The sequence below is a fragment of the Cytobacillus gottheilii genome (assembly GCF_018582665.1).
Taxonomy (GTDB): domain Bacteria; phylum Bacillota; class Bacilli; order Bacillales; family Cytobacillaceae; genus Cytobacillus; species Cytobacillus gottheilii.
The window spans coordinates 1,547,920-1,569,424 of record NZ_CP071709.1 but is presented as its reverse complement, the minus strand read 5'-3'; the positions used below and the strand labels follow the sequence as shown (position 1 = coordinate 1,569,424).

The 21,505-nt window shown below is 38.3% G+C and carries 24 protein-coding genes; 8 read left to right on the top strand and 16 right to left on the bottom strand.

Annotation, left to right across the window (positions count from 1 at the left end; translation table 11 throughout):
* The first annotated feature begins 102 nt into the window (after positions 1–102).
* Positions 103–777: a DUF421 domain-containing protein gene (locus J1899_RS07700; RefSeq protein ID WP_214478288.1), complete on the top strand. Its 675-nt coding sequence runs from the start codon at positions 103–105 to the stop codon at positions 775–777.
* A gap of 7 nt (positions 778–784) precedes the next feature.
* Here the strand turns inward: J1899_RS07700 and J1899_RS07695 are convergent, their stop codons facing one another.
* Positions 785–1,054, bottom strand: a complete 270-nt coding sequence (locus tag J1899_RS07695) for a hypothetical protein (RefSeq protein ID WP_214478287.1) — start codon at positions 1,052–1,054, stop codon at positions 785–787.
* A gap of 146 nt (positions 1,055–1,200) precedes the next feature.
* Between J1899_RS07695 and J1899_RS07690 the strand changes: the two genes are divergently transcribed.
* Entirely contained in the window at positions 1,201–3,492 is a 2,292-nt protein-coding gene (locus tag J1899_RS07690; protein ID WP_214478286.1) for a UvrD-helicase domain-containing protein, read from the top strand.
* 501 nt (positions 3,493–3,993) lie between these two features.
* Here J1899_RS07690 and spoVIF read toward each other — a convergent pair.
* The 7 genes from spoVIF to J1899_RS07655 form a co-directional block, all read right to left on the bottom strand.
* Positions 3,994–4,248: a sporulation-specific transcription regulator SpoVIF gene (gene spoVIF, locus J1899_RS07685; protein WP_066447447.1), complete on the bottom strand. Its 255-nt coding sequence runs from the start codon at positions 4,246–4,248 to the stop codon at positions 3,994–3,996.
* Positions 4,249–4,375: 127 nt separating this feature from the next.
* Positions 4,376–4,522 carry a YjcZ family sporulation protein gene (locus tag J1899_RS07680; protein WP_281420733.1) on the bottom strand — a complete coding sequence of 49 codons (147 nt, stop codon included), beginning with the start codon at positions 4,520–4,522 and terminating at the stop codon, positions 4,376–4,378.
* 110 nt (positions 4,523–4,632) lie between these two features.
* Positions 4,633–4,989, bottom strand: a complete 357-nt coding sequence (gene spoVAE / locus J1899_RS07675) for a stage V sporulation protein AE (RefSeq protein ID WP_066447449.1) — start codon at positions 4,987–4,989, stop codon at positions 4,633–4,635.
* Between the two features lie 15 nt (positions 4,990–5,004).
* Complete coding sequence (gene spoVAD, locus J1899_RS07670; RefSeq protein WP_214478284.1) at positions 5,005–6,018, bottom strand: stage V sporulation protein AD; 1,014 nt, start codon at positions 6,016–6,018, stop codon at positions 5,005–5,007.
* Entirely contained in the window at positions 6,018–6,491 is a 474-nt protein-coding gene (spoVAC, locus tag J1899_RS07665) for a stage V sporulation protein AC (protein ID WP_066447454.1), read from the bottom strand. The genes spoVAD and spoVAC overlap by 1 nt, the downstream gene beginning before the upstream one ends.
* Before the next feature lie 18 nt (positions 6,492–6,509).
* Positions 6,510–6,977, bottom strand: coding sequence for a sporulation protein (locus J1899_RS07660; RefSeq protein WP_214478283.1), 468 nt, complete (start codon positions 6,975–6,977; stop codon positions 6,510–6,512).
* Positions 6,978–7,373: 396 nt separating this feature from the next.
* Positions 7,374–7,733 (bottom strand): DUF1360 domain-containing protein, encoded by a 360-nt coding sequence (locus J1899_RS07655; RefSeq protein WP_343216742.1) that lies wholly within the window; start codon positions 7,731–7,733, stop codon positions 7,374–7,376.
* 130 nt (positions 7,734–7,863) lie between these two features.
* Between J1899_RS07655 and J1899_RS07650 the strand changes: the two genes are divergently transcribed.
* Positions 7,864–8,385: a CotY/CotZ family spore coat protein gene (locus J1899_RS07650; RefSeq protein WP_066447470.1), complete on the top strand. Its 522-nt coding sequence runs from the start codon at positions 7,864–7,866 to the stop codon at positions 8,383–8,385.
* 164 nt (positions 8,386–8,549) lie between these two features.
* On the opposite strand, the gene J1899_RS07645 is transcribed toward J1899_RS07650, so the two are convergent.
* The 7 genes from J1899_RS07645 to J1899_RS07615 form a co-directional block, all read right to left on the bottom strand.
* Positions 8,550–9,080: a CotO family spore coat protein gene (locus J1899_RS07645; protein WP_214478282.1), complete on the bottom strand. Its 531-nt coding sequence runs from the start codon at positions 9,078–9,080 to the stop codon at positions 8,550–8,552.
* A 447-nt stretch (positions 9,081–9,527) separates the two neighbouring features.
* Complete coding sequence (gene fabI / locus J1899_RS07640; protein WP_066447475.1) at positions 9,528–10,298, bottom strand: enoyl-ACP reductase FabI; 771 nt, start codon at positions 10,296–10,298, stop codon at positions 9,528–9,530.
* Positions 10,299–10,511: 213 nt separating this feature from the next.
* The gene (locus J1899_RS07635; protein WP_066447478.1) at positions 10,512–12,362 is read right to left on the bottom strand and encodes a monovalent cation:proton antiporter family protein; all 1,851 of its coding nucleotides are present in this window, start codon (positions 12,360–12,362) and stop codon (positions 10,512–10,514) included.
* A gap of 318 nt (positions 12,363–12,680) precedes the next feature.
* Positions 12,681–13,529, bottom strand: coding sequence for an RluA family pseudouridine synthase (locus J1899_RS07630; protein ID WP_214478789.1), 849 nt, complete (start codon positions 13,527–13,529; stop codon positions 12,681–12,683).
* Between the two features lie 79 nt (positions 13,530–13,608).
* A complete protein-coding gene (locus J1899_RS07625) occupies positions 13,609–14,403 on the bottom strand; it encodes an NAD kinase (protein ID WP_066447481.1) in 795 nt (264 codons plus the stop codon).
* A gap of 50 nt (positions 14,404–14,453) precedes the next feature.
* On the bottom strand, positions 14,454–15,074 hold the full coding sequence (gene yjbM / locus J1899_RS07620; protein ID WP_214478281.1) for a GTP diphosphokinase: 621 nt from the start codon (positions 15,072–15,074) through the stop codon (positions 14,454–14,456).
* Positions 15,075–15,424: 350 nt separating this feature from the next.
* Complete coding sequence (locus tag J1899_RS07615; RefSeq protein ID WP_066447486.1) at positions 15,425–15,814, bottom strand: UPF0738 family protein; 390 nt, start codon at positions 15,812–15,814, stop codon at positions 15,425–15,427.
* A gap of 181 nt (positions 15,815–15,995) precedes the next feature.
* Between J1899_RS07615 and J1899_RS07610 the strand changes: the two genes are divergently transcribed.
* The 5 genes from J1899_RS07610 to J1899_RS07590 all read left to right on the top strand — a co-directional run bounded on the left by J1899_RS07610 (position 15,996) and on the right by J1899_RS07590 (position 19,527).
* Positions 15,996–16,589, top strand: coding sequence for a CYTH domain-containing protein (locus J1899_RS07610; protein ID WP_066447491.1), 594 nt, complete (start codon positions 15,996–15,998; stop codon positions 16,587–16,589).
* 57 nt (positions 16,590–16,646) lie between these two features.
* Entirely contained in the window at positions 16,647–17,294 is a 648-nt protein-coding gene (locus J1899_RS07605) for a lytic transglycosylase domain-containing protein (RefSeq protein WP_066447494.1), read from the top strand.
* Between the two features lie 383 nt (positions 17,295–17,677).
* Complete coding sequence (locus J1899_RS07600) at positions 17,678–18,085, top strand: globin domain-containing protein (RefSeq protein ID WP_214478280.1); 408 nt, start codon at positions 17,678–17,680, stop codon at positions 18,083–18,085.
* Positions 18,086–18,111: 26 nt separating this feature from the next.
* A complete protein-coding gene (locus J1899_RS07595) occupies positions 18,112–18,963 on the top strand; it encodes a ClpXP adapter SpxH family protein (protein ID WP_066451660.1) in 852 nt (283 codons plus the stop codon).
* A 390-nt stretch (positions 18,964–19,353) separates the two neighbouring features.
* Positions 19,354–19,527, top strand: coding sequence for a hypothetical protein (locus J1899_RS07590; protein ID WP_180320235.1), 174 nt, complete (start codon positions 19,354–19,356; stop codon positions 19,525–19,527).
* Between the two features lie 120 nt (positions 19,528–19,647).
* Here J1899_RS07590 and pepF read toward each other — a convergent pair whose 3' ends face one another.
* The gene (pepF, locus tag J1899_RS07585; protein ID WP_214478279.1) at positions 19,648–21,468 is read right to left on the bottom strand and encodes an oligoendopeptidase F; all 1,821 of its coding nucleotides are present in this window, start codon (positions 21,466–21,468) and stop codon (positions 19,648–19,650) included.
* Positions 21,469–21,505 lie beyond the last annotated feature (37 nt).

Sequence of the window (21,505 nt, the reverse complement as noted above, 5' to 3'; positions counted from 1 at the left end):
GCCACCTTCTAATTTGCCGTGATGACACTTCTCTTATATCTCTCATAAAAAATCTAACCAATTCACATAATAATTGTAATCTGAAAAAGGCGGTTATCACCAATGGAATATGTACATATATTGTTTGTCCTCTTAGTTGGATTTATCGCATTATTTATTATGGCAAAAATACTCGGAAAAACCCAAATAACACAAATAACCCCCTTTGATTTTATCTCGGGGATTGTTTTAGGGGAACTTGTCGGGAATGCGCTATATGATGAAAATACAAGTATATGGCAAATGCTTTATTCCGTAGGCATATGGACGATCCTCATTTTAACGACAGAATATATAACACAGAAACATAAAAGCACTCGCAAAATGCTTGAAGGTGAACCTTCTATTGTTATAAAAAAGGGAAAGATAGAATTTGACGTGTTGAAGAAAAACCATCTAGATTTAAATCAGCTACAGCACTTGCTGCGCACAAAAGATATTTTTTCAATCAGAGAATGCGAATATGCCATTTTAGAGACAGATGGTACTGTGAGTGTTTTGAAAAAGCCGGCATTAGCCGTTCCAACGATAAGCGATTTTAAGATGACATTGCCTTCTGTTGAAATACCAATCACTTTCATCTTAGATGGAGAAGTCATTTTCGATAATTTAGAGGAAGTAAAATGGGATTTAGAGAAGCTGAAAATGGAGATTAAAAATGCTGGTGCAGCATCTGTTAAAGATGTTCTAATTGCAGAATGGAGAAAAGGAGAAGGACTATATGTACAATTGTACTAGTCTTCTCCTATACTACTTCATTAAAGAATCTGCCTTTGCCTGTTAACTCACTATATAGTCTTTCCGCTTTTTCGTGCGGAACAGGATTTTTACTTTTCTCATTTTTTGAAGTTGAAAATACTTCCTGCCTGCCTAAATTTTCATTTTCTTCAAAGGTTTCTAAATGGTTATGAACCTTTTCCACTCGCTGAAAACGGAATGGATCAGGTTTCACTTTTAAATCCCGTTCAGCATATTGCTGATATTGCGTATGATTAATTGGTAAGATATATCCCATGACACCTGCTCCTTTGCCTTTTTATATCAGTACCCTTGTCAGCGGAAATATAAACTATAAAAAGCCCCTTTGCATCTTACCCATAATTCCTATAGTATATTTTATGAATCAATTATTCATAGAATGAAAGAAAAGTTGGGTCATAAATGAAAACTGCGCTATTTAATGAAAGAATTATACAAATTGATCAAGTTGCCCGCGAAGAGCTCGTGTCAATCTCTAACCAAGCTAAGCAAGGTCAATTGACATGTCCAGTATGCGGAGAAAAGGTCAGATTATATTTAGGTATTTATAAACAGCCTCATTTTTATCATTACAGTAATACAGCTAAAGAATGCGAAGATCAGCTCCAAGCAGCGTCATCTATAGACGAGTCTGCTGCCTCAGTGGAAATAAATGGATTTACGCTTCCTCAGTCACGCTCCATTACAGCTGAGCCTTCTGCTGTGACAGGATTTAAAGAAGCCTATGAAATAAAAACAGGAACAGAAATGCTTCAGCAGCCAAAGTCTGCAATCCACTCCAATGCCTTTCTTGAACAGCTGTCGAAAACCGGAACTGCTCTTGATCCAAAGCAAGCGGAAGCTGTTTGCTTTGATGAAGGTCCCCTCCTCGTTTTGGCTGGTGCTGGAAGCGGTAAAACAAGGGTATTAACCGCAAGAGCTGCCTACTTAATACAGGAAAAGCAGGTTAGCCCAAATCAACTGATGCTTGTCACCTTTACAAGTAAAGCAGCTGCTGAAATGAAAGCAAGACTGCTGACATTTCCAAGTATGAACAAAAGTTCAATTGGGCAGATGGTTACCGGCACCTTTCACAGTATTTTTTTCCGGATTTTAAGCTTTCATGAACGTGACATTTGGTCAGGTGATTCCCTGCTTGCAAAGGAATGGCAAAAAGAACAAATCTTGAAAATGGCTGGCCGGGAAATGAATCTGGATGAAAAGGATTTTTCCTATGATTTAGCTCTCCAGCAAATAAGCTACTGGAAAAATTCTTTGCAGACACCTCAATCCGCTTCTGCAGAAAACGATTGGGAAAAAACAGTGAAGGACCTTTTTAGAAAATATGAGCAATACAAGGCAGAAAAACAGTTGTTTGATTTTGATGATATGCTGACAGGCTGTTACCGGCTTTTTACCGAAAATCCTGATTTAGCACAGAGATACCAAGAACGATTTCATCATATACTCATTGACGAATTCCAAGACATTAATACAGTTCAATATGAACTCATTAAAATCCTATCCGCCAAACATAAAAATGTATTTGCAGTTGGAGATGATGATCAGTCCATTTATGCGTTTAGAGGCAGCAGTCCGCATTTTCTGCTTCACTTTGAAAAAGACTATCCACAGGCAAATGTCATCTCATTAAGTCAAAATTACCGATCCAGTCATGAGGTAGTCAGTGCTGCAAATGAAGTCATTAAGCTAAATAAAGAACGCCGGCTCAAAAAGATGAATGCCCAGTATAAAAGTCTAGTCTCTCCTATTGCGTTTTTTCCTTATGATGAGGAAGAAGAAGCAGCCATGATTTTTACTGACATAGGTGAGAAGCTAGAAGGAGCTTTTAAGCCAGAGGATATTGCCATCCTGTACCGGACACATGCCGGCAGCAGGGCGATCTTTGAAAAGCTGGCATATTCGAGCTTTCCGTTTAAAATTGATCAGGATGCAGAATCCTTTTACGATAAATTTATCATTAAAAGCATGCTTGGTTTTTTAAAATTATCCATTGATGAAGAAGATCAGGAAGCAGTAAAACTGATATTGCCAGCATTATTTATGAAAAACCAGATCCTTCAGGATATGAAAGCTAATAGCATATTAAATGATATGACTTTGCTTGAATGTTTTGCTCATGTGAAAACAGGCTATTCCTTTCAGGAAGCAAAGCTAAAAAAGGTAGTGCCCGTGATACGATCCTTAAAAGGGCTCTCACCATTGCGAGCTATTGAAATAGTAGAAAAAGAATTAGGATATAGTGATTTTATTAAAAAACGGGGCAATGAAGGCAATAAGCTTGAAAAAGGGTCTGATGAGTTAAAGGATTTAAAAGTAGCAGCGAAACGCTTCAAGCATATATCAGACTTCTTGGAGCACGCCGACCATATACGGGCAATGAATAAAGAAATTAAAAAGCAAAATCGCACGCTCGAAAACGCAATTACACTCAGCACTATTCACCGTTCCAAAGGCTTAGAATATAAAGCTGTCTATATTTTAGGAGCTGTCGATGGCTCTTTGCCTCATGATCATGCATTAGAAGCGTATCGAAACGGAGATTCCCTGCCGCTCGAAGAAGAACGGCGTCTCTTGTATGTCGCCATGACAAGGGCACAAAGCAGCTTAGCTATATCGGTTCCGCAAAATCGGCGAGGAAAAAGAGCGAATACTTCACGGTTCTTGACTTCATTACTTAAGAAGTCCCGCTAAGAAGGTGTTAATAAAAAAGCCTCTTTTCTGAATGATTGTTGATCTTGTTAATCACCGTGCACTTTTTTATGAAGAAACCAATGAAATAAACGGAGATATTACCTTTATTTCAAGAATTGAGCTATTTTCATGCGAAATAAGGGGAGATTTTACTGTTATGTAGAATAAAATCACCTATTTACACATTTTTCGGTTAGTTAGGCGGAATTTCTCCGTCTATATAACCACATTTTAAGTGATTTAACGTTTTAAGCGGAATTCTTCCGCTTATTTTTAACTCTTATGTTTTAGTAAAAATCTCCACTGTCAATTTAGTACTATGCTTGTTGATTGAAACAACACTTAGTTTCAGCACACCCACCCAGCCAAAAATGCTAGTACCTAAAGTAGGGATTTTGTATATATAAGTAATAACCACAAAGTATGCAAAAACTGCGTTAAAAAAAACAGCTAGGATGCCAATCCAACAGGCCCTAGCTGTTTTGCTATGGATTTTTTTGATTATTTTTTATTCATCATTTTGCTGATTGTATTAAAATCAAGCTGCTTGCCGTCTGCCACAATTGATTTTACAATTTTGTCTTCTGTTTCTTTAGATACAGGCTTATTTGCGATTTGAGAAACTCTTCTAATTACACTTCTTACTGTATTTTCGTCTTTGAAATTTGCATTTTGCAATGAACCCGCAAGGTCAAGAACATCCTTCATATTGACGCCAGTTTTCTTTTCAATATTTTTAAAGAACTGATTATCCATTCTTAATATTCACGCTCCTTCTTAAACTACTTTATATAGTATGAAGAAAGAGCAAAAAGGTGTATGACGCTGTAAAAATTATAAGGCAAATGCCTGTAACAGCATTTGCCTTACCTTTTTTATTCCATTAGAAGCTAGCACCAACAATAATTAGAAGGATAAACAACACAACGATTAGTACAAAAGTGCTGCCGTAGCCGCCGCCGTAGCTGCCGCCACCGTATCCTCCGCCGTAGCCATAGCCGCCACCGCAAAATCCGTAACCCATCAATATCACCTCACATTGTTTGTTCTCTACAACGTATGTAAAACAACTATGAAGTGTATAGGCAAGCTACTAATTAATTAGGAAGTTTTTTTAGTCCGGCTTGGAAATTAGGCCAGTTACCCTTTTGGCTTAAAGAGCAACGCACCGATAAATCCAAAAACAATCGCAGCTGAAATACCAGAGCTTGTAACCTCAAACATGCCCGTTAAGACACCAACTAATCCATGCTGCTCTGCTTCCTGCATAGCACCATGAACAAGGGAATTCCCAAAGCTTGTAATCGGAATCGTTGCACCAGCTCCAGCAAAGTCTGCCAGTGGTTCGTATAATCCCAGGCCGTCAAGTACTGCTCCAATTACAACAAATAGACTTAATGTATGGCCAGGTGTCAGCTTAAATATATCAAAGCAAATTTGACCAGCGACACAAATGAGCCCTCCAACTACAAAAGCCCAAAAAAACATTGGCAGCATACTCACATCTCCTTTCTAATTCATCTCGATTGATACTGCATGTGCAATACATGGAATACTTTCATTCTGCTGAAACGTCAGGGGTGACAGTAAAGCACCCGTTGCAACAACTAATATTTTTTTATACGTGCCTTTTTTCATTTCATTCAGAAGATAACCGTAGAGCACGGTCGCAGAACAGCCTGCACCGCTTCCTCCTGATTGAACTGGCTGACCCTCTTTATAGATCAGCAGTCCGCAATCCTGAAACTTTTCCCGGTCGAGCGTAATTCCTTTTTTAGAAAGAAGGTCATATGTTGTTTCTTGCCCTATTTTTCCTAGATCTCCTGTAACAATAAGGTCGTAATAGGATGGATCAATCTGTAAGTCTTCAAAATGAGCGGAAATAGTATCAGCTGCAGCAGGAGCCATAGCACCACCCATATTAAAAGGATCTGTCAGCCCAAGATCAACGACCTTTCCAATTGTGGCAGATGTCGTGACTGGCACACCAGTTTCACCTTGATTTGCTTTCAGAATCCCAACTCCAGCTCCAGTTATTGTCCATTGAGCAGTTGGAGGTTTTTGACCGCCATACTCCGTAGGATAACGGAATTGCTTTTCAACTGCTGCATTATGACTGGAAGCTCCTGTCAGGATATGATTTGCACCATTATAATTAATAATAAAGGACGAAAGTGCTAATCCTTCCATTGATGTTGAACAGGCTCCAAAGATGCCCATATAGGGAATGCTTAATGTCCTTGCCCCCAAGCTTGTCGGTGTAATTTGATTAATTAAATCCCCTGCAATCATAAATTGAATATCACTTGTCTGCAGATTTACTTTTTGGATAGCAGTTTGACTTGCTTCCTCAAGCAGGATCCGATGAGCTTTTTCATATGAATCCTGACCCATCCAGAGATCATCATGGAGAATATCAAAATCGTCTGCTAACTTGCCATTGGCTTCAAACGGACCGCCTGAAACCCCAGTTGCAGCAATAACAGGGCGATTCTCAAAAACCCAGGATTGTTTACCCTTCAGCATCAGATCACACCCCATCGAATTAAAATAGTCTTAATTAAAGCAATGACAAATGCTGAAAATACTCCAAATAATAATACCGAGCCCGCCAATTTAAACATATTGCCGCCTACTCCAAGTACAAATCCTTCTGTACGGTGTTCTATTGAAGCAGAAATGACCGCATTGCCAAACCCAGTTACAGGCACTGCACTCCCTGCTCCCGCATATTGACCGATTCGGTCATAGACCCCAAACCCTGTCAGAAGCATGGCGATAAAAACCATTGTGGCAACTGTCGGATTGCCAGAAGTTTGTTCTGTAAAATTAAAAAAGTATATATAGAATAAAGAGATCGCTTGTCCAACAATGCAAAATAAGCCACCTACCCAGAATGCCCGCAGACAGTTTTTTAAAACGGGCCGCTTTGTTTCATGCTGCTGCTCCAGCTGCTGATAGCTTTTTTGCTCTGGTGTCTTTTGCGCCTTCTTTCCCATGAAATCAGCTCCCTTTTATTAAGTCATTTCTTTTTTCAGCTTAATAATCTTGTCAAACTTCTTTTGTGCCTTTTCTTCACTGTAGTCCTTGTCTTCCTCCATCTTGTCATGCAGCTCGACAGCTTCAAGAAAAATCTTGAAATCACTTGAGACGATAAAATCTTCATCCGGGTAATCCTCTTCAAGCATCTTATTTAATTTCTCTTCTATCTTGACCATATGAAATCGCTGCAGATGCTTAACTTTATAAGCAACTAGAATTTCCTTTTCACCCTTAATAACGGCGACATCAAATAATTCCTCCATATCTTCAACATCTTTTTTCACCTTGTTAAGCATGTCGATGTCATCGCTCTCTTTGCTGCCAATGATAGCTGGAGTAGGATGAATTTCTCTTATTAAAGACATTGGTGAATTTTTTGAATCATGATGGCTGCACCCGCTCATGATGACGATGAAGAAACAAAAAAAGATAATTTTTTTCATAAGCGATCCCTTTCCTAAGTAAGTATCATATCTATATTGTTTCGGATAAGAATATAAATTATGACAAAAAATGTTCATCCTATTATTGGCATTCACAGCTATCTAAAGAAAAAAACAGCCATGCCTGCTTGCCATTAGAAGACATCTAATCTTGCAAGAAAAAGCCCATGAAAAAAAGCCAGCTTATTCAGCTGGCTTATATCCTTAATATTTCTTTGTCTTTTTGCCGCAGCCGCAGCCACTATTTTTCTTCTTGGGCTGCTGCTGAACTGGTGCTGCTTTAACAGGTTGCGTTGCTTTTTTGAACATATAAATGCCCCCTAATGATTAAATTGTTCCTGCTGTTAGTTTATGTGCACATACTTTCTATTGTGTGAAGTAAATGCCTACCTTCTCTTAGTCTTCCAGCCATTTTTGCACAAGCACTTCAATTATGGATGCCAATCCTGCCACAGCGAGCACTAAAAGCAAGGGAAATGCAATGCTGTGATAAACAAAAAATAAGGAACATATAAAAATGGAGCACCACACCCCTGTACACCAATGGCAGCTTAAAAGCTGACCGAAGAACCCTCTAATTCCCCTATTCTTTGGAACCAAATAGGTTTCTTTCTGACCAAACTCATCTACTTCCTCCACTTCATTGAAGAACGGCGACCGGATAAACTGCGTGATTTGATCGTAGACCAATAACCGTGTAAGACGAAAGCTAGCCAGGACAATGATGAATAATTCCAGCCATGTCAATTCCATCATAACTCCCCTTTCCAAACTTATAAAAAAGCGCCTATTTTTCCCATAACAAGGCTTTTGCCCGTGTCCTAAAGGGCTCCCTCGCAATATGTTATTAATGTAGATCACAAGAAATATAAAGGAGGAAACAAATATGGGTTGTGGAAAGAAAGACGACTTCAAAGGCCAAAGCTGTGTATGTGAAGTAGTTCGTGCTATTAAAGATATTCAAGATAATGCAGAAGATACGTGCGAATGCCCTTCCAACTGTTTCTTAGAGCCTCTTGGAGCCATTTCACCAAGTAATAATAAAAAGAGAAAAAGTCCTGATACTCGTGTTTTCGTATTAAAAACTGCTGATGGGTCACCATTCCACGCGTTCTTTACAAACAGAAGTGATTGTGCATGCGTTTCAATCTTCTTCCGCGTAGAGGATGTGTTCGATAACTGCTGTGCTGTTCTTCGAGTACTTGAGCCAGTTTCAGAATGTGAAGGGCAAGGCGGCAGACCAAAATTCGAAACAGTAGATATCGTAGATGATTGCTGCATCGATTTGAAGAAAGTATGCAAAGTTGATGGCTTCCGCAGTACAGACGATTGCATTACAGTTGACCTTAGCTGCTTCTGTGCAGTTCAATGTATCGCAGACGTAGATCTTGATGTTTGCGAAGACTAATTAATATGCAATTAGAGCCAGCCGAATGAATCGGCTGGCTTTTTTTACATCTGCAGGCAGTCATTTTTAGTTATATAGAAAGGAACTTTGTAAAATTATGCTGATGCAAGCCCGCAGCTCATTCGTAATTGCTTTTTGGACATTGCCTTGATCATTGCAAGCGATTATCTCATGCCGATCATCTTAACTGAAATCAAATCAGCTATATACATTTTTTCAACATTGCTATCGAATGTTTTTACTTCAATTTCGAAGTCAGTTTTATTGATAAGAATTCCTTTTACTGAAACATCAGTACATTCGAAAATACAAGCTACTGGCGGCAGCTGATGTGGAAAGTGATCTAAATAGTGCAATCTTTCCATTATATTCATTTCTTTAAAGCTTTTTACTCTCTTAAAAGAGGACCTTCTTTCTTTTGAAAACGGATTGGAATGTCCTCTTTGCTGTTCTTCATACTCTTCTATTACTTCTTGTTTATTTTCAACTGGAGCCACTTTAACATCTGACAGCTTTGTTTCCTTAAATGTATCAACTTTAGCATTTGATTCCTGTTCTTCAAATTGCAGCTGCATTTCTTTTACAGCAGGTTTTGATTTCTTTGATGAGAAAACACTTTGCATATTCACTTCAGGATAGTGGATATTCGGCTGATTGATATATAGAAGCGGTTCTTTTTTATCCTTAGCAAGCATAAACTTCCCTCCTTCTTTCACTCATTCATCGTATTATATGTATGCTGAAACTAGGCGTTCTTTTCCACTTAAAAATTTCTTCAAGTTTTAAAGTGTTAATTATCGGTTAAATGTAAAAAAGAGGCTGGGACAAAACGAAATTAATATTTCTAAAACACGAATATTCAATATCTTAGTTTCGGTATTTAATCAAGACCGTTCCATTTCGCTGCGGACCCTCGCTTTCCGCGGGGAGCAAGCTGAGCCTCCTCGTCACTTCGTTCCTGCGGGGTCTCACCCTTTGCTCTGCAGCCCGCAGGAGTCGAGGGCCCTCCGCTCCATTTCACTCATGAAATAAAATATATTTTATAATTTTTAATAAAAAACCGAATGATTAGAAAGATGATCTTCCTTACCATTCGGTTCAATAGGTATGTTAGTTACTTATGTCCCAGCCTCAAAATTCTCTTATAAAATGTGGAACCCAGAATCTACATGAATGTTTTCTCCAGTAATCCCTCTTGCTAAATCACTGAATAAAAACAAGGCAGTATCGCCAACTTCTTCTGGCGTAGTTGTTCTGCGCAATGGTGCTTTCTCTTCAATTTCTTTTAATATAGAATTGAAATCACTTACACCTTTTGCAGAAAGTGTACGAATAGGACCAGCTGAAATGGAGTTTACACGGATGCCATCTACTCCAAGATCGGATGCTAAATATTTTACACTTGCATCAAGAGATGCTTTTGCTACACCCATAACATTGTAATTTTTAATTGCACGCTCTCCGCCTAAGTATGTTAACGTTACGATGCTGCCGCCTTCTGTCATAAGACCTCTTGCTTCTTTTGCAACAGCTGTTAAAGAATATGAACTGATATTATGAGCAAGCAGGAAGCCATCACGAGTTGTATTCATGTATTCACCCTGCAATTCTTCTTTATTGGCAAAAGCGATACAATGAGCAACTCCATGAATGCTGCCAGCAGCTTCTTTGATTTGTGTAAAGCATTTTTTAATATCGTCATCACTTGTTACATCACAAGGTAACACAAGGGAATCTGCTCCCTCTAATGATTCTGCCAATTCACGCACACTCTTTTCAAGACGCTCGCCTGCATACGTAAAAATTAATTTTGCCCCTGCTTCATGCAAAGATTTTGCAATTCCCCATGCAATACTGCGTTTATTAGCTACACCCATAACAACATATGTTTTATCTTTTAAAGAAATTGTCAAATTAAACAGCCTCCATTACTATTACATGATATTAATACCTAGTCCTAATTTTACATGAATTGTTGTAAAAAGAAAAGGGCAAAAGGATGATTCGTCTTAGCATTGTATGTATTTTAATAAAAAAACCCGAATGATTAGATATTATCTTCTAATCATTCGGGTATCACTGAGTTGATTAATTACGCTCGCGTGATCACTTGTGAATACATATGTTTACACTAGCTCCAGCTCACGTTTTAGTTCATCTACATATTCTTTAGAACCTGTAATAATCAGTCTGTCATTCAGATGAAGCTCTGTATCTCCATGTGGGACGATGGCATCTTTTCCTCTTAGGATTCTGACGAAGATAACATCACCCGTAAACGGAAACGTTCGAAGCAGCATGCCGTCAAACTGAGGATTCAGTAACTTGACCTCATATAATGCTGTTTCCTGGTTCGTCAGGATGTTGATTACACCAGGTGATTCAATCAGAGAACGCAATAGTGTTTTGGTTGAAAGAATGGTCGAGAATACCTCAACCTCCTTATAACGCAGTAAATCTTCCATTTGCGGACTTTCTGTTCTCGCAATGACACGATTAACGCCTTTTTCCTTAAATCCTGTTGCTAGCTCAACATTAATCTTTTCATCCCCAGTGGATATAACAATAATGTCCGATTCTAATATATCAGTATTTGCCAATGAATCCATTGTAAAGTCAGGAATCTCATTGATATTAAATACTGAATCAGCAATTTGCTTATCAGCTTTCTCTTGTTTCTTATGATACAAGCTTGTTTGATATAAACCGGATTCAAGTTCTCTTGAAACAGGCATAGTCAGCTGATTTGCTCCAACAAACGCTACTCTTAATTTCTTTTCTTTTTGTGTATCAACCGGGAAAACCTTTTTAAATACAATAGGAGTAAATATGCTTGTGATTACCGCAACTAAAATAAGTGTTCCTGACATTTCAGCGGTGATCACACCCATGCGCTCTCCAATTGTAGCTGCTGCAATAACAAGCGAGAGCGTAGACGTTAATAGAAAACCGGATGCAATCACTGTTTTCATGTCATACCATTTACGCAAGTACAAAATCGGAATCAATTTTGAAAGCAGCAAGGCGATTAGCAGCAGCGGGATAAGCAGCAGCATTTTCTTGTCACTGAACAATGCCCAAATATCGAGATCTACCCCAACCATTACAAAGAAAATCGGAATCAGAAAACCATACCCAAATGAATCGAGCTTATGTACCAATTCTTGATTTGGAGATAATAGCGACACAAGCACTCCTGCTAAAAACGCCCCTAAGATATTCTCTGCACCGACTGTTTCAGAGAGGGCTACAAGGAAGATGATTAAAGCGAAAACTGCTCTTGTGCCGATTTGTACAGTTCCTGTTGACAAAGATTCAATAAAGCTGCGATTTTTAAAGCGGCTTCCAATGAAGTATAAAACGACTCCAGCTGCGAATAAGACAAGAAGCAGCCATGTATTGCCTTCCCCGCCATCATTAACGGAAACAAATACTGCTAATAAAATCATTGTCACTAAATCCGCAATAACAGCGACTAGTAAGATGATCTGGCCTATCCCTGATTTCATAATATGTGCTTCCTTCAGAGTCGGCACAACTACACCTAAAGAAATCGTTGAAATGATTAAGGTCATCAAGAAGGCATTATCAATAAATCCAGCAAGGACGAATAAATACGATAGCCCTAGTGATACAACAAAAATTCCAATAAATACGATAGTGGCTACTGAAAAAGCATTGGGTTCGAGCTTGCCGCTAGGCAGCTTTTCCCTTTTTTTCTTTGTGGAAAACGCACTGAAATCTATTTCAAGTCCGCTCAGAAACATTAAAAATATGAAACCAAGTGTTGATAATGTTTCTAGCCACATATCCTCCTGTACAATATTAAATCCGCTTTTCCCGATAATGAGTCCCATTAAAATTTCTGCAACTACTACCGGAAGAACATTAAATTTTAAACGATGCAAAATAATAGGTGTTAAAAATGCAACGATAATAACAATTACTAATGATGCAACAGATGCACCGTGTTCCATCAAATCCCTCCCTTTATTCCAATAGCCTTTTAGCCATGAATTCTTTGTAAGCAAAATGTACACGCCAATCTTAACAATGATAGCGCATACAGTGCCAGTGAAAAGTTTCATAAACTTAAATAAACATTAAAATGACCTTATATAATGGATTTTGTTTGCTGAATACGTCAGCATCTGCGCCTCTAATCAAATATAAACTTATGTTGCCCCTATCTAATGGATAAATGATCATTTCAGCAAAAGAAAAAGCCGGGAAAATCACATTCCGGCTTTATCATGTCCGTATATAGTTAGATTGGTTCCAGACATAACCCTTTTCTATTGTTCACCTGCATTATGCAGCAGTCTTTTAATATCATCAGGCAACGGTGATGAAAATGAAAGAACCTTCTTCAAAAAGGGGTGGTAAAACGTTAGATGACAGCAATGCAGTGCCTGTCTGTTGATCTTTGCTACGCTTCCCCCGTATAAATCATCTCCAAGAAGCGGGTGGCCTAGAAAAGATAAATGAACACGAATCTGATGAGTTCTGCCAGTATCTAACATGAGCTGTACATGAGTAAATTGATCATACCTTCTCTTTACTTCGTACCGAGTACGTGCAAAAGCACCATCACTTCTGACTTCTCGTTCAATGATACTTTCCTTCTTTCTCCCAATTGGCTCCTCAATGATGCCATAGTCGTCTAAAGAGCCCTCTGCCAGTGCTTCATATGTTCGCTTTATCTCATGAATCTTTTGCTGTTTGCTCAGAAGATGATGAACATGTCTGTGCTTTGCAATAAGCACTAGACCTGACGTGTCGCGGTCAAGCCTTGTCAGAATATGGACGGTGGATTGTAAACCAATGTCCTCATAGTAGCCAATAATGGCATTAGCCAGGCTTCCGGCGGGATGCTCACGTGAAGGGATCGTACTCATGCCTGCCTTTTTGTCAACGACCATAACATAAGAATCCTCATAAACAATTGAAATGGGCAGCCTTTCTCCCTTTAACCCCTCACTAGTGGTTTCATTAGGGAATACTACCCTCACACGATCCTGTTCTTGTAAAACATAACGGACATTTTCTATTTCTTCGTTTACAAAGATAGAACCGCCGCTGAATTTTATATCCGTTAAAGCTGATTTGGAAATCCCTTTTTCGAAAAGAAATTGTTTCAGCATTACTCCGCTGCTATCCTTTTCAATTATCCATTCTAATTCAAAAGATGCCACAACATCTTGCCTCTATTCATCTGTTTTTTCAATCTGCTACAAAAGAATCATGAACTCGTTTCCAGAATGGAAACGGTCTAAACCTTGCAAACCGAACTCTTTCTTCCGCCACTCTGAATTGTATTGATTTGACGTCTTTATGCAGTAAGGAAAGATGATCAATCGTTATTTTAAAATCTTGTTCATTCACTGGCTTTAACATGCAAGTATGGTGTGCTGGCAAAACTAGTGGTGAACCGACTGTCCGGAAAACCTTATTATTAATAGACGCCATTTCCGCCAGCTGAATGGCAGGCAGTGATGGATGCAAAATCGCTCCGCCGAGCGCTTTATTATAAGCAGTACTTCCAGATGGTGTTGAAAGACAGAGACCATCTCCCCTAAATCTTTCAAAATGCTGCCCCCGTATTTCTACATCCATAACAAGAGTTGCGTCATCTGCTTTAACTGTAGATTCATTTAGGGCCAGATATCTTGTTTCCTTGCCGCCATTCTGATACCTTACAACCGTTTCAAGTAACGGATACTCTACTATCTCATAAGGAGTTTTTGCAATGGCAATAACGAGCTTTTCAATTTCTTCTGGAACCCAATCCGCATAAAAGCCCAGATGACCAGTATGTACACCAATAAAAGCTGTTCGGTCAAGCCTGCTGCTATATCTGTGGAAGGCATACAATAAAGTGCCATCACCTCCAACTGAAATAACAAGATCCGGCTCTTCTTCATCATAGATTAATTCGAAATCAAGTAGATAGGATTTCATTTTGTGCATCAGGGTATTGGATTCAGAATTCCCTTTAGAAGTTATGGCAAATCTCATCGTCTAAAGCACCTCTTTTACATTCATTTGAGGATCATGCTATCTATTTACTACTGCTTTTTCTTATTGCGAGTAAAGAATGCTTGCGCTTCCTGTATCTCACCTTTAATGGCTGACATCTCTTCATCTAAGCGAAAAGCAGCCTCTGCTGCTCGCTGGAGCCTCATCTTTAAATCGTCTGGGAAAAGTCCTTTATATTTATAATTCAATGAATGCTCAACCGTTGCCCAAAAGTTCATGGCAAGTGTCCTTATTTGAATCTCAGCTAAAATTTTCTTTTCGCCTTTGATTGTTTGCACTGGATAAGCAATGACGACATGGTAAGAACGGTATCCGCTTGCTTTTTTGTGCGAAATATAATCTCGTTCTTCAACAATTTCAAAATCATTCCGCAGCCGCAAAATTTCTACTACTTTTCTTATATCATCTACAAACTGGCACATCATCCTTAAGCCAGCAATATCCTGCATGTCTGATTCAAGCCGATCCAATGGGATACCCTTTTGATTTGCTTTATCTAATATACTTGCAATGGGCTTTACCCTTCCAGTTACAAATTCAATCGGAGAATGATCAGAATTCATCTCGAATTGACTTCTCATTCCTTTAAGCTTTACTTTTAACTCATCAACGGCCTGTTTATATGGAGCCAAAAAAAGATCCCAATGCATAAATACCACCCTTTTAGAAAAGCGTAAGGCGCTTGCTCAGGGGCGACAAGCATAAGACGAGCCAGGTAAAAGGTTGTTCTTTAACCTTTTGACTGGATTGGCTTATGACCTCGAGCCCCTAGCGCCTGAAGCTAGACATTAGAAAAGCGTAAGCGCCTTGATCAGCCCCGACAAGCATAAGACGAGCTGGCTAGAAGGTCGTTCTTTGACCTTCTGGACAGATTGACTTATAACCTCGAGGGGCTAGGCGCTGAAGCTAGACAATAGAAAAGCGTAAGCGCCTTGCTTAGCACTATTCAAGCTATTGACGCTTACCTCTAGACATCAAGAAATAATGAATTCTATATCTTTTATTCTTGAGTTATACCTTGAAAAATACTTTCAACTTTTTCTACCATAACTTCACCATAATTGCTGTTGCCGGTAATATTTTCGATAAGGTAGGAAAGTTCTTCTTGGAATGCAGTCAATAAAATCTCCGTTTTGCCGTTTGTCAATTTTACTGCAGCTTCAGTTTGATGAGCTTTCTTTAAATCACTCCACGAATGCTCTGGGAGTACTAAATATGTATAATCGTTATCCACTTCCAATATGTAAACAAAAGCCAAGTGATCAGAGTCTACTAACATTTGTTCCATCGGCTTTATGTTAGAAAGGTCAATCTCACGATCAATGGATAAAACAAGTTCGTTAACTTCTTCTTGATAATGTACAGCTGAAATCGTCAATTTATTTTTCATTATTATACCTCCAGACTCCCCCCTATTTTATCATATCCTCCACAAAAAACTAAAGAAAACTTGACGATTGGCGAGCCATAAATACAAGGACAGCACAATAGTATTTAATGGGTGACAGTCATTGCAGTTTTGGCTTTAGATTGCCATAATAATGAATATTAGCAATGAAAGGAACTGAAATATGGATAAACATATTGAAATTGAATTTAAAAACCTGCTGACAAAAAGTGAGTTTGATTTATTGAAATCATCTCTGAACTTTACTGAAGGAGATTTTCAAACTCAAACAAATTATTATTTTGACACAGCCAATTTCCAATTAAAACAACAGAAAAGCGCCTTAAGGATCCGGGAAAAGAATGGACACTATGAACTTACTTTAAAACAGCCGCATGAGAATGGTTTATTAGAAACAAATGATATATTAACTAAAGAAGCTGCTGAAATAGCAATTAATGCCAAAAGCTTAAACCAAACTGAATTTTTACACCATGAACTTTTCTCGATCTTGACTGAAAATGGCATTTCCTTAGAAGATATAACCCTTTTTGGCTCATTAAAAACGCTCAGAGCTGAAAAAGAATATAAAGGCGGACTGCTAGTACTGGACAATAGTTACTATTTAAATGAAGAGGATTTTGAGTTAGAATATGAGGTAAGTGATCGAGCAAATGGCGAAGTTATTTTTAAGGAGCTACTTGCTGAATATCGCATTCCTATGAGGGAAACAGAAAATAAGGTTAAACGTTTATATAACCGAAAGACTTCATTATAATTCTATAAACTGCCAGTTCGTATATTTTATACTTCTATTGAAGGAGATCGCATACAGATGAATGTCAATCAATTAAAAGTAATGCTTGAATTGCAGGCATTGCAGAATTTTAATGCCTCTGGCTCGTCTAAAGGTGAGGATTCATTATTCAATGACCTTTTAACCAACTTCTTATCAAGCGGCAGTACATCTGCACTGCAATCGCAAATACCAAATACTCTTGGCGCAGTCGCTTCTCTTGAGCCGCTCGCAAACAAGAATTCCTTGATGAGTACGTCTAATAACCTCATGCCTCTTAGCTTATCTAAGCTTTCAGGCACAAAGACAAATGGAAGCTTCAATGATCTGATTGAAAAAGCCTCAGAATTATATAATGTACCCGTTAAGCTAATTCAATCTGTGATAAAACAAGAATCAAATTTTAATGCAAATGCAGTAAGCCATGCTGGTGCTTCCGGTTTAATGCAGCTCATGCCCGGCACTGCTAGGGGGCTGGGTGTGACAAACATCTTTGATCCTCAGGAAAATATTTTTGCTGGCACTAAATACTTGAGGCAAATGCTGGATAAATATGATGACAATGTTGAACTTGCATTAGCAGCCTATAATGCAGGACCAGGCAATGTTGACAAATACAATGGCATCCCTCCTTTTAATGAGACAAGAAATTATGTTAAAAAGGTTACTAACTCGTACTTTGCTTAAAAGATAACTAAACATGATCTCTTTGTAAAAAATAAGCCTGCTGACTTTGATTGCAGGCTTATTCCTGTCTTTATCCACAATTATTCTTCAACTTACAATCCCATTGCTATTCTCCAGCCTAAATATGCACGAATTTAACATTATCCATATATCGCATTCTAGTCTAATTCATTCCCAAAATGCGGTTTGTTTGAGATATCTTGATTACATTGATAAAATATAAACAGATATCTCGATAAACATGTTACACCTATTTGTAATCATATTTACATCTATACACCACTTTTAATATATTCCAGCAAATGTACTGCGAGACGATAATGTGGCTCATGCTGTGTCTATCATTCAGGCATTGAGCTAATTTAATAAAGGGAGTAATGAATATGACAGGAAAAATGCAGACACCATTTGACATAATCGGTGAAGATAAGCTTCATCAGCTTGTCGACGCTTTTTACACTAGAGTTGCAGAGCATCCTGATCTCTCTCCTATTTTTCCAAAAGACTTAGAAGAAACAGCCAGGAAACAAAAACAATTTTTAACTCAGTATTTAGGCGGACCACAAATTTATACAGCAGAGCATGGGCACCCTATGCTAAGAGCCAGGCATTTGCCTTTTGAAATAACGCCATTGCGTGCTCGTGCATGGGTTTCATGTATGCATAATGCAATGGATGAAGTAGAGCTGACCGGCCCATTAAGAGAGGATTTTTTTGCCAGGCTTAACCTGACTGCCCAGCACATGATTAATACTCCAGATAAAGATGAAATGAAAGGTGAGAGCTCTTGAACAATCATGAACGATTTGAAACAAAGATGGCGTCTCCCCATTGCCATGGCAATGAAAAGAAACCATTGGAATTGTACATGTTCCTTGATCCTTTATGTCCTGAATGCTGGGCGTTGGAGCCGATTATAAAAAAGCTGACGATTGAGTATGGACGCTATTTTTCCATTAAACATGTATTAAGCGGCAAGCTGGCTGCTTTAAATATGGGCCGCAAAAAAAATTATGAAAACATCGCAGAGCTTTGGGAAAAAACAGCGAGTCGATCTGGTATGTCCTGCGATGGGAATTTATGGTTTGAAAATCCAATCTCCTCTCCATATTTGGCCTCTATTGCCATTAAGGCGGCAGAGCTGCAAGGAAGGAAATCAGGCATTCGCTTTTTACGGAAGCTGCAAGAAGCACTGTTTCTAGAAAAACAAAATGTTTCCAGCTTTGAAGTGCTAAAAGATTGCGCTAGAGATACTGGGTTAGATGTAGTGGAATTTGTCGCTGATATGCACTCTGAAAGTGCGGCAAAAGCCTTTCAATGCGATTTGAAAATCACTGCTGAAATGGAAGTTGAAGAAATTCCAACGCTCGTCTTTTTCAATGAAAATATTGAAGAGGAAGGGATTAAAGTAACAGGTTATTATCCGTACGATATTTACGAACAGATTTTAGAAGAAATGCTTCCGGAGCAGCCGGAGAAATCTCCTTTGCCTGATATTGAAGATTTTCTTGCTTACTTTAAACTTGTCGCGGCAAAAGAAATTGCCGTTGTCTATAATATGACTGAAACGGAAGTAAATAGAATAATGAAAAAGCTGCAGCTTAAACAAATAGCTGAACCTGTGCCGGCAAAATACGGACATTTTTGGAAATACTGTGAAAAAATTTAAGTTATGTCTTTCTGACATAGCTTTTTTTTATAAATAGAACTTAACTAAGCAAGATATTTGCTGGGGATTTAACAGAATCGTGACATGGTTAAAAGGAGAGATTAAAATGAAAAAGCCATGCTTTTTTGCACGGCTCTTCATATACATAAACGAACAAAGGGGATGGGAGAAATTTTTCACGATCAAACAAAGGGGTATATGTTTGCTTGTGATTAACTTCACAACCATAATATATCATGTGGAACAATTAACATCAACCATTTTGTGCTTCTTTTCACATTATTGTCAAAAATTCAAAACACATATCAAATTCATTTTTTCTTGGACAAATTCATAAAGTAGAATAAATTGTATTTCCGTTTAAGTTATCTCGTAATAGGAGGTGTAAAGATGAAAAAAATCCAACTTTTTTCAATCCTGGCAGTATTGATTTTTTGCTTTTTTCTAAATGTATTAGGTTTATTAAAGCTTGTTCCCCTTTTTATTACTGCACCTCTATTGTTTGCTTCATTAATAACATTCATATCTTTCTTAAATAACAGAAATCGATTTAAAGGATTCTAACATATTGCCATAGCTATATGATGGTTTTTTAAGGCTTCATTGCCCACTTTTATATTAAAGCTAAAAATAAAAGGCAGCCAAAGCTGAACGTAGCTTAGCTGCCTTTTTTAATTAAAGTTTTTAAGATAGAAGTTCTTCCATCTCATTTAGTTTTTCTTCAAAAACTTTGCATGCATCTTCAATAGCTTGCTTGCTGGTCATATCCACACCTGCTTTTTTCAGAACCTCAATAGGATAATCAGAGCTTCCAGCTTTTAAGAATTCGACATAGCGATCGACTGCCGGCTGTCCCTCTTCTAAAATTTGCTTGCTTAGTGCTGTAGCGGCACTATAGCCTGTAGCATATTGGTAAACATAATAGTTGTAATAGAAATGAGGAATTCTTGACCATTCAAGACCAATCTCTTCGTCAATAATGATATCTTCTTCCCCGAAATATTTCTTATTTAATTCATAATAAGCTTCAGTCAATGATTCTGCTGTTAATGCTTCATTGTTTTGAGCCTTCTCATGAATTAAATGTTCAAATTCGGCAAACATCGTTTGACGGAAAACAGTACCTCTGAATCCTTCAAGGAAATGATTTAGGAGATACAGACGCTTCTTGTCATCATCAAATGTCTTAAGCAAGTAATCATTTAAAAGAGCTTCATTGCATGTGGATGCAACCTCAGCAACAAAAATTGAATAATTTCCGTATGGATATGGCTGGTTTTTTCTTGTGTAATAACTGTGTACAGAATGACCAAATTCATGAGCTAGAGTAAACAGATTATTTACATTATCCTGCCAGTTCATTAGTATATATGGATTTGTCCCATAAGTTCCTGATGAATAAGCACCGCTTCTTTTCCCTTTATTCTCGTGTACATCCACCCAGCGGTTTTCAAAGCCCTCTTTGAGCACATTTAAATAGTCTTCTCCTAATGGTGCAAGCCCCTTTAAGATATGCTCCTTCGCCTCATCATATGAAACCTCCATCTTTACATCCTTTACTAGAGGTGTATAGAGATCATACATATGCAATTCCTCTAATCCAAGGACTTTCTTGCGCAGTTTTACATAGCGGTGCAGCAGGTGAAGGTTATCATTGATTGTGCTGACTAAGTTATCATAAACACTCTCTGGGATATTATTATTGGCAAGTGCTGCTTGTCTTGCTGATTCATATTTCCTGATTTGAGCATTAAAATTATGGTTTTTCACATTTCCGCTTAAGGTACTTGCAAAGGTATTTTTAAACTGTCCATACGTGCCGTATACTGCCTTAAATGCATCATGGCGCACTCGTTGGTCATCACTCTCTAAGAAGCGCACGTAACGACCATGTGTGACCTCCACCTCATTGCCGTTTTCATCTTTAATAGCCGGGAATTCAAGATCGGCATTATTCAGTGCTCCAAATGTATTGCTGGATGCCCCAAGCACTTCTGACGCTTGTGCAAGCAAAGCCTCCTGCTCGGCTGATAACACATGTGGACGCTGTAAATTAATTTCATCAAGAGCTTGCTTATAAAGCTTGAGCTCTTCTTTTTCCTCTAAAAAGCCCTCTACCTTTTTTTCTTCAATGGCAAGAAGTTCTGGCACAACATAAGCCAGTGCAGCGCCTGCTTTCGAGTATACAGTTTTAATTCTGTCTTCCATTCCCTGATACTTCGAATTAGTTGTATCCTGATCATATTTCATATGAGCATATGTATAGAGCTTGCTTAATCTTGAAAGCAAATGATCTTGATACTGAAGTGCTTCATACAATACGTCTGCACTTTCACCAAGCTTACCTTCATACTTGGATGCATCAGGTATTAAAGCTTCAACTGCTTTAAATTCCTTTTCCCAAACCTCATCTGTCTCAAAAATATCTTCTAGCCTCCAAGTATCTTCAACTGCAATTTCACTTCTGGCCGGCAATTTTTGCACAGCGGCAGTTTCATTTGTCATTGTATTGTCCCCTCCAGTAAATAATGCGATAAATAGT